This is a genomic window from Nodosilinea sp. FACHB-131 (assembly GCF_014695395.1).
Classification (GTDB): Bacteria; Cyanobacteriota; Cyanobacteriia; order Phormidesmidales; family Phormidesmidaceae; genus Nodosilinea.
This window is the reverse complement of sequence record NZ_JACJOF010000021.1, coordinates 151,301-160,008: the sequence shown is the minus strand read 5'-3', so window position 1 is coordinate 160,008 and position 8,708 is coordinate 151,301. Positions and strand designations below refer to the sequence as shown.

The window sequence follows — 8,708 nt, the reverse complement described above, 5'->3', positions numbered from 1 at the left end:
TGGCCATTCTTGACGGTCCGTTCGGAGGTGCAGTCAGGGCAGGGCAGCATAGGCATCGTTGCGTAGCTTCTTAATCACCCTAACAAATTCATCATTACCTCTAGAGTTCTACCTGGAATTTTATTCACCACTACAACGCATCATTACCTCTCTAGTACTACCCATTTGGTTTGGTGTTAATTGTGATGTGAAGGTCTAATTCTCTCAGAGTTTCCATCACATTTTGATAAAAATTAGCAACAGAGCGAGGGTAGAGTGCGATCGCCCGTCTTGCCCCTTCACTGGTTTGAATCAGCAGCTCATGATCAATGAAATCAAAGTCGATTTGAAAGATGCGGCTGCCATAGGGAATCGTGGAAGTGGTCAGTCCCCGAACGGTTAAATAGAGGGGAATATGCCAGGAATGATTAATCCACGGAGTTTGGGCAAATCGGATTTTGCCGATGATTTGAGTCCACATGTGCAGGGTGGCATAGGTCTCTTGCCATGCGTCTAGGGGTAAACTCGGCCAAATATCTATTGGGGCAGGCTGATTTGACATCGTGGTTCCTTGCGAGTAGAAAAGGAGTGCGTGATCAATAGTTCTTCTGTTGCTCATCGGCAAAGCACCACGGCCATTGTTCTCCCAATTCCGCTGAACTGATCACCGCGTGTCCGCTTTCTTCGTAATGGTGGCGAGCGTGTTGATTTTTGGAGGAGTCGCAGCACAGCATTTTGCCGCAGGTTTGACAAATTCTCAAGTGAACCCAGCGATCGCCAACTCGAAGACATTCCTCACAGCGAAATACCGGGTAATTGGCTTTTGAAATCATAGTCTCTAGCGTCAGTTCGTTCAGGTGTTGACACGACATGAAGGATTCCTGTGAATGTGCAAGAGATGTACTTGATCAAATGGGATACAGCCATTGAGTTAAGGCGTTTGGCTTTGCACAGCGCGATCGCTCCTAATGCTTTCAACGTCGCTGCTTGAGCGTGCATTAATCCAGTTGCACTTTGAATATTCATGCCTTTAAGTATGGAATCGTGCAATTTACTTGATCGATCCATTTGTAGGACTGTTTGCACAAAATCAATATAGGTGGTCGCCTTCAAGCTGTCGCCTACAGCAAGTTAAATTTTTTACAGTACAAATTGGTAGATTAACCATGCCATCGCGGAGTAGAAGGCTGGCTCTAACTTAAGTTAGAATCCGAATTTGATCGAAAGTCCATTCATACAATTGATCGACCATCAATGTCTGAATGCAAAATCCGGTAGTGATGTCCTACACCCTTGGATGGGGCGACGACCTGTTTGCCCCCAGATGAAGCGGCTGTCACTACGGGCTATTGCCGTGAACCGACGACAACAGACCCTAGCCGTCTCAACGCCTCAACAGTACGGCTCTCGATGCCGAGGCAGCCTGTGAGAGATCCTGAATCTGAAGCCCCAGTTCCCTGAGGGAGTATCTCTGCCTTCCAGGCTGTTTCCTATGCCCTTGCCTCACACCAGTCTGACTGGCTACTGAGTTGAGCAATCACAAGTCAGGATATGAAGGATCTACACAAGGAGCTTTATATTCTGAAGTTTGGCAAGCGATATACTTTGGGGAACAGATGACAGTCCTTCATCGAGGGAGCATTCAATGATTACCCTGCCTGGAATTACCATCCACAGCAAAATCTATGAGAGCTTAGCTTCTTTGGTGTATCGGGGCATCAGAGAGCAAGATAACTGTGCAGTGATTGCCAAAGTTCTCAAGCAGGATTATCCCTCTCCTCAGGATTTAACTCGCTATAGGCAGGAATATGAAATTACTCGCTTTCTCAACATTGAAGGCGTAATCAAAGCATACAGCCAGCAAGACTACCAGCGCACGCTGGTTATGCTTTTGGAAGACTTTGGTGGAGAGTCCTTAGAATGCTGGATGCGGCGGCAACAATTAGACTTCTCTCCCATGCCGCTGTCGGTTTTTTTGACTATGGCGATCGCCATTACTGATACCTTAGGCAAAATCCATGCGGCTCATGTTATCCATAAAGATATTAATCCTGGCAACATTGTCTTTAATCCGAGGACTGGCGTTGTCAAAATCATTGATTTTGGCATCGCCACTCGCTTCAGCCGCACCAATCCCACATTCAAAAGTATTTATCTTTTAGAAGGAACCCCCGCCTATTTGTCGCCAGAGCAAACCGGACGAATGAACCGGATGCTCGACTATCGCACCGACTTTTATTCACTGGGTGCAACCTTCTACGAAATGTTGACGGGACAATTGCCGTTTCCCACTAAAGATCTTTTGGAGCTAGTTCACTGCCACATTGCCAGACCGCTGACTCCTCCGCATGAATTGAACGCAACGATTCCCCAACCTGTTTCAGATATTATCTTGAAACTGATGGCAAAGAATGCGGAGGATCGCTATCAAAGTGCTTGGGGCATCAAAGCAGATTTAGAACGCTGTGCCCAGCAATTGGCAGAAGTGGGTTTAAGTGAACCTATGCCATTGGGTCTGCAAGATATTTCTGAGCAGTTCCGCATTCCTCAAAAACTGTATGGGCGAGAAGCGAAGATTGCAGCATTATTGGCGGCGTTCAACAAAGTGGCAGGGAATGAGGGAGTAGGGGTATGGGGAAGTGGGGGAGCAGAAGAAGACATTACCCTACCACCGCATCGTGAAATGATGCTGGTTTCCGGTTATGCTGGCATCGGCAAAACGGCATTGGTGCAGGAACTCCATAAACCGGTCACAGCAAACCAAGGCTATTTCATCTCTGGCAAATTTGACCAATTTGGGCGCAACATTCCCTACAGCGCCATTGTGAATGCCTTGCAAAAGTTAGTGCAGCAACTCTTGAGCGAACCGGATGAACAGGTGGAAGTGTGGCGATCGCGCCTGCTCACTGCTCTGGGCAGCAACGGACAAATTATCGTAGATGTCATCCCTGAAGTTGAGTTAATCATTGGCAAGCAGCCACCTGTGCCCAAAGTTGGAGCAACAGAAGCACAGAATCGCTTCAATCTCACGTTTCAAAGATTTGTGCGGGCGTTTTGTGCAAAAGAGCATCCCCTAGTCATTTTTTTAGACGATCTACAGTGGATTGATTCTGCGACTTTGAAGCTAATTGAACTCATCTTACTTGATGAGCAAATCCAGTATCTGTTTTTGATCGGAGCCTACCGAGATAACGAACTGACTCCAACGCATCCGTTGGTTTTAACACTAGAGAGCCTGCGAAACCAGGGAGCAGTACTTCAGGAAATCACCCTGACCCCCTTAACCCTGGAACCGTTAACTCAACTGATAGCTGAGACATTACATCACAATCCTGATACCGTTCGTTCCTTAGCCCAAGTCGTGTTGTGCAAAACCGAGGGCAACCCTTTCTTTGTTGGTGAATTTTTGAAGCTGCTGTATGGCGAAAACCTGTTAACCTTTGATGCCCAACAGTTGAGTTGGCAATGGAACTTAACTGAGATTGAAGCTCAAGATCTCACGGATAATGTGGTGGAGTTACTGCTGCGTCAGCTGCAGAAATTGTCGGAAGCGACACAGAAAATTCTCTCCATCGCCGCTTGTATCGGGGCTGAATTTGATTTAGAGACATTGGCGATCGTTTGCGAAAAATCACCGAAAGCAATTTTTCAGGATCTACTAGCAGCCATACAAGCTGAATTAATTCAACCTTTGTCTGACTTGGACGAAGATTTGTTAGTTCAAGAGTATAAGTTTCTGCACGACCGCGTTCAGCAAGCGGCTTATGCTTTGATTGATAAATTACAGAAACAGGTTGTTCATCTCCAAATCGGTCGCAATTTGCTCGAAAAAACTTCTCCAGAGCAACGATCCGAGCGGTTGTTTGAAATCATCGATCATCTCAATCAAGGACTTGAGCTAGTCACTACTCGCTCAGAACGAACTGAAATTGCCAGATTGAATTTAATGGCAGGTCAAAAAGCAAAAACAGCAACGGCTTATGAAGCAGCTTTTAAGTATTTCACTACAGGGCTTAAACTCCTCAATTCAGAGAGCTGGCAGAGTGAGTATGACCTGACCTTAGCGCTATATTCAGAAGCAGCAGAAGCGGCGTATCTTCAGGGTCGCTTTGATGAGATGGAACAGTTGGTAGAAGTGGTACTTGATCGTGCCAAAACAGTGGTTGACAAAGTGCAGGCTTACGATAGCAGAATTCAAGCATATTTGTCTCAGGGCAACCTGAAAGAAGCACTAAAGACTGGATTGGAAGCGTTAAAGCTCTTGGGAATAGATTTAATAGAAGATCCAAGTCAGGCAGATATTCAAAAGGAATTGGAGTCAACGGCTGTATTACTCGCTGAACGAGAAATCGAAGACTTGATTAATTTACCAGAGATGACTGCACTAGAACCGCTGGCAGCTATGTCTATCCTGGCGAGTATGAGGTCTGCTGCATTTATCAGGTCACCAGCACTATTCATGCTGATTACTTGCAAAACGGTAAATTTATCAATCAACTACGGGAATGCTGTCTGGTCATCACTGTTTTACGCTGGCTACGGGTTTGTTCTATGTGGAGTTGTTCAAGACATTGAACTCGGTTATGAGTTCGGTAAATTGGCTCTCAGTTTGGCAGAACGACTGAACACCAGAGGAAATGCTAGAACCTTAATGTTTTCAAATGTCCATATCATGCACTGGAAGGTGCATCTTAGGAACACAATACCCATGCTGGCTGATGCCTATCAAAATGGAGTGAAAACTGGAGATTTTGAAGCTGCTGGTTATGCTGAATATTGCGTGTGCTATTACTCGTTCTTTGCTGGAGAAGAACTCACCCAACTGGAACAAAAAACAGCAACTTACAGCAAAGCGGTTGACCAAATTAGACGAGAAAGTCCCTCAACTTGGATTGCAATAGTGTGGCAGACCATTCTTAATTTGCAAGATAGGGCTGAGAGTCCCAGTCGTTTAGTTGGTCGGGTGTGCAATGAAGAACAGGCGTTATCACACGCTATTGCAGTTAAAGATGGAACTGCAATCCAGATGCTCTATTTGCACAAAGTCATGTTGTGTTATCTATTTGAAGAACACCATCAAGCTGAACAGACTGCTATTTTGGCAAGGCAACATTTTGAAGATGTGACAGCAATAACGGTTCTACCTATATTCTGTTTCTATCATTCTCTGGCGCTTTTGAGCCTATCGCCTGATGCTTCAAACTCTGAAAAAGCAGCTTGGCTAAGTTGTGTTAGCTCCAACCAAGAAAAGATGCAAAAGTGGGCGAGTCATGCCCCAATGAATTATTTACATAAATTTTATTTAGTCGAAGCAGAGAAAGCGCGAGTCTCAGGGCAATTTTTTGAGGCTGAAGAGCTTTATGAACGGGCGATCGCAGGTGCTGCTGAAAATGAGTATATCCAGGAAGAAGCATTAGCTTATGAATTAGCAGCAAAACATTATCTAGCGCGAGGTCGGGAAAAGATTGCTCAGACCTACATGAAAGAGGCGCACTATTGCTACGATCGCTGGGGCGCAACCGCTAAAGTTAAAGACTTAGAAACTCGCTATCCACAGTTCTTTTCTCAGTCTTCTAGAGCTGCTTCTGCTTCTGCATCAATTCCTGTTACTGCTGAAACTATCTCTAATCCCTTTCATACTGCTTTCGATTTAGCAGCAGTGATGAAAGCTTCACAGGCGATTTCTCGTGAAATCGAACTGAAGCAATTGCTGCGATCAGTGATGCAAACTTTAATTGAGAATGCTGGCGCACAAACCGGATATTTAATTTTAGAAAACTCAGGAGAATGGTTGATTGAAGCGGCTTGTGAACTCAATGCCGATGAGAATGCTTGTGCGACTCAGGTATTACAGTCTATTCCAATTGCCGATCAATTGCCAGAATCAATCATTCAATACGTGATTCGAACTCTGAAGCCTGTCACCTTAAATGATGCGACTCGTGAAGGTGCTTTTATTAATGAGCCATGCATTCAACAGAACCAGCCTCAATCTGTTTTCTGTTTGCCGCTGCTAAATCAAGCCAAGCTGGTCGGTGTATTGTATTTAGAAAATCGGTTGGCAGCTGGAGTATTTACACCAGAGCGATCGCAGGTCTTGCAGCTATTATCGACTCAAGCAGCGATCGCCATCGAAAATGCCAACCTTTACTCAGAACTACAGGCTAAGGAAAGCAAGATCACCCAGTTCCTTGAAGCAATTCCGGTGGGAATTGCGATCGTGGATGCGACGGGTTGCCCTTACTATGCCAACCAATGCAGCAATCAGCTCCTGGGCAAAGAAACTGATACTTCCATAGCACCGGAGCAGATCTCAGAGGCTTATCAGCTTTATGTAGCGGGAACGGATCAAATTTATCCACCGGAGAGCCTGCCTAATGTGCGGGCATTAAAGGGTGAACGCATCAGAACTGAAGATATAGAAATTCGTCGAGATCATGTTTCAATTCTAGTTGAAGCGCGGGGAACACCAGTTTTTGATCAACAGGGTAACATCACCCATGCGATCGCTACCTTTCAGGACATTACAGAGCGCAAACAAACCGAGAAGCTCCTAGCCGACTACAACTGCACTTTAGAGCAACAGGTCGCGGAACGAACTGCTGCGTTACGACAAAGTGAAGCAAATTACCGCAACCTGCTACAAACCGCGAATTCCGTCATCATTTGCTATGACACGCAAGGACGAATTCGATACATCAACGATTATGGGGTAAAACTTCTTGGCTATGAAGAACATCAGATTGTAGGGCGAACCTTATTTGAAACCATCATTCCAGACATCGAAACCTCTGGACGCGATGTGAGACCCATAGTCCACGATTTACTTCGTAATCCTCAATTGTACCCGAAAGGCGAGAGTGAACACCTGTGTCGAGACGGTCGGCGAGTTTGGGTTTTTTGGTCAAATCAAGCCATCTTCAATGACCAGGGAGAGGTCGTTGAAATCTTATCGGTGGGCAACGACACCACCCAGCGTAGGCAAGCAGAAGAGGCATTACAACGCAGTGAAGCCAAGTTTCGAGCTATCTTTGAAAACTCGCAGATTGGTATCTACCGAACCCGCCTCTCGGATGGATTAATTCTCAATGCCAATCGATGCTATGCCAATCTGCTTGGCTTTGATTCACCAGAAGAAATCATTGGGCTGGAACACACCATCGACTATTTTGTAAATCCCAGCGATCGCCAAAAAGCCATTGAGGTGATGAAGCGGGATGGGGAAGTGCGAAATTTTGAAACTCAGCTGCGAAAACGAGATGGGACATTGTTTTGGGGACTTTCCTCTGCTTATCTGAATGCAGACGATGGCTACCTCGAAGGGGTGACTGCGGATATTAGCGATCGCAAACAAGCAGAAGCTGCTCTACAAACGAGTGAAGAACGACTACGCTTAGCATTAACTGCTTCAAACCAAGGACTCTACGATGTTGACTTAAAAACTGAAGAAAGAATTGTTAACCCGGAATATGCTTTAATGCTGGGCTACAATCCAGCAACATTCCACGAATCCATTTCCGAATGGATTGCTCGTTTGCATCCTGATGACAGAGAATCAGTTGTCGCAAACTACCGTGCTTACATTGCTGGAGAAATACCTAGCTATCAAGCAGAGTATCGCCAGCGTACCCAGGATGGTCAGTGGAAATGGACTCTTTCTGTTGGCAAAATTGTTGCCTGGGACGAATCAAGTCAACCCATGCGGATGTTAGGAACCCACGTTGACATCAACGATCGCAAACAAGCAGAAGAAGCCCTACAAACATCAGAGACAAAGCTAAGGACTCTAGTTGAGGCAATTCCCGATCCATTGTTTGTACTGTCTGCTGAAGGGCGACTCCTTGAAATAATGGTACTGGAACCAGATCTGCTGTGGCAACCCTATGAGGAGATGATTGGTAAAACCATGCATCAAATCGGAAAGGAACAAGCCGATGAGTTTCTAGGTTATATTCAGCAGGTGCTGAGAACCCAGCAAACCCTCACGGTCGAGTACAGCGTGTTTCTAAATGGACGAGAAGCCTGGTTTTCGGCTCGCATTGCCCCAATTGATCACGATCAGGTGATTTGGCTGGCCCGAGATATTACGGCGCTGAAGCAAGCAGAAGAAGCCTCAATCTTAGAGGAGCGCAACCGTATGGCACGCGAAATTCACGACACACTCGCTCAGTCGTTTACAGGCATTCTGGCTCAGGTGGGAGCGGCAAAACAGGTGCTAACGGATGATGTAGACGCAACTCAGGCACACCTAGACCTGATCAAAGAATTGGCACGAACTGGACTGACTGAAGCGCGGCGATCGGTTGTCGCGCTCCGTCCTCAGCTTTTGGAGGAGGGCAGTTTACAGAGCGCTCTACATCGTCTCGTCGCTCAAATCAGAGCTGCCGCAATGGATACCACCCTACATTATGAGATTGAGGGTGCAGTATATTCTCTACCGACTGAAGTCGAGAGTAACCTACTGCGGATGGGGCAAGAGGCATTAACCAATGCGATTAGACACGCTAATGCTGACGAAATTCGAGTGGAGCTAATCTACGAGCGTGACCAGGTTTGCTTGCGTGTGCAAGACAATGGGCAGGGCTTTGGAGTCGGGAATATTCCAGCCTCTGAGGGTTTTGGCTTACTCGGCATGAGCGAACGGGCAGAACGCATTGGTGCACAACTCACGATTCGGAGTCAACCTGGACAGGGGACAGAGATCATCGTCACCGTCAACCCTTGAGTGA

The 8,708-nt window shown here is 46.2% G+C and carries 4 protein-coding genes; 1 reads left to right on the top strand and 3 read right to left on the bottom strand.

All coding sequences use genetic code 11. The features are described 5' to 3' along the window. Nucleotides 1–157: 157 nt before the first annotated feature. Genes H6F75_RS13495 through H6F75_RS13485 form a run of 3 tightly spaced genes read right to left on the bottom strand, consistent with a single transcriptional unit; the run spans nucleotide 158 to nucleotide 1,092 of the window. Nucleotides 158–541 carry a DUF5996 family protein gene (locus H6F75_RS13495; RefSeq protein ID WP_190752989.1) on the bottom strand — a complete coding sequence of 128 codons (384 nt, stop codon included), beginning with the start codon at nucleotides 539–541 and terminating at the stop codon, nucleotides 158–160. 34 nt (nucleotides 542–575) lie between these two features. Beyond that, on the bottom strand, nucleotides 576–812 hold the full coding sequence (locus tag H6F75_RS13490) for a UBP-type zinc finger domain-containing protein (RefSeq protein ID WP_242019975.1): 237 nt from the start codon (nucleotides 810–812) through the stop codon (nucleotides 576–578). After that, nucleotides 775–1,092, bottom strand: a complete 318-nt coding sequence (locus H6F75_RS13485; RefSeq protein WP_190753003.1) for a hypothetical protein — start codon at nucleotides 1,090–1,092, stop codon at nucleotides 775–777. The genes H6F75_RS13490 and H6F75_RS13485 overlap by 38 nt, the downstream gene beginning before the upstream one ends. 532 nt (nucleotides 1,093–1,624) lie before the next feature. Between H6F75_RS13485 and H6F75_RS13480 the strand changes: the two genes are divergently transcribed. Then, the gene (locus H6F75_RS13480; protein ID WP_190752987.1) at nucleotides 1,625–8,704 is read left to right on the top strand and encodes a PAS domain S-box protein; all 7,080 of its coding nucleotides are present in this window, start codon (nucleotides 1,625–1,627) and stop codon (nucleotides 8,702–8,704) included. The last annotated feature ends 4 nt before the right edge of the window (nucleotides 8,705–8,708 follow it).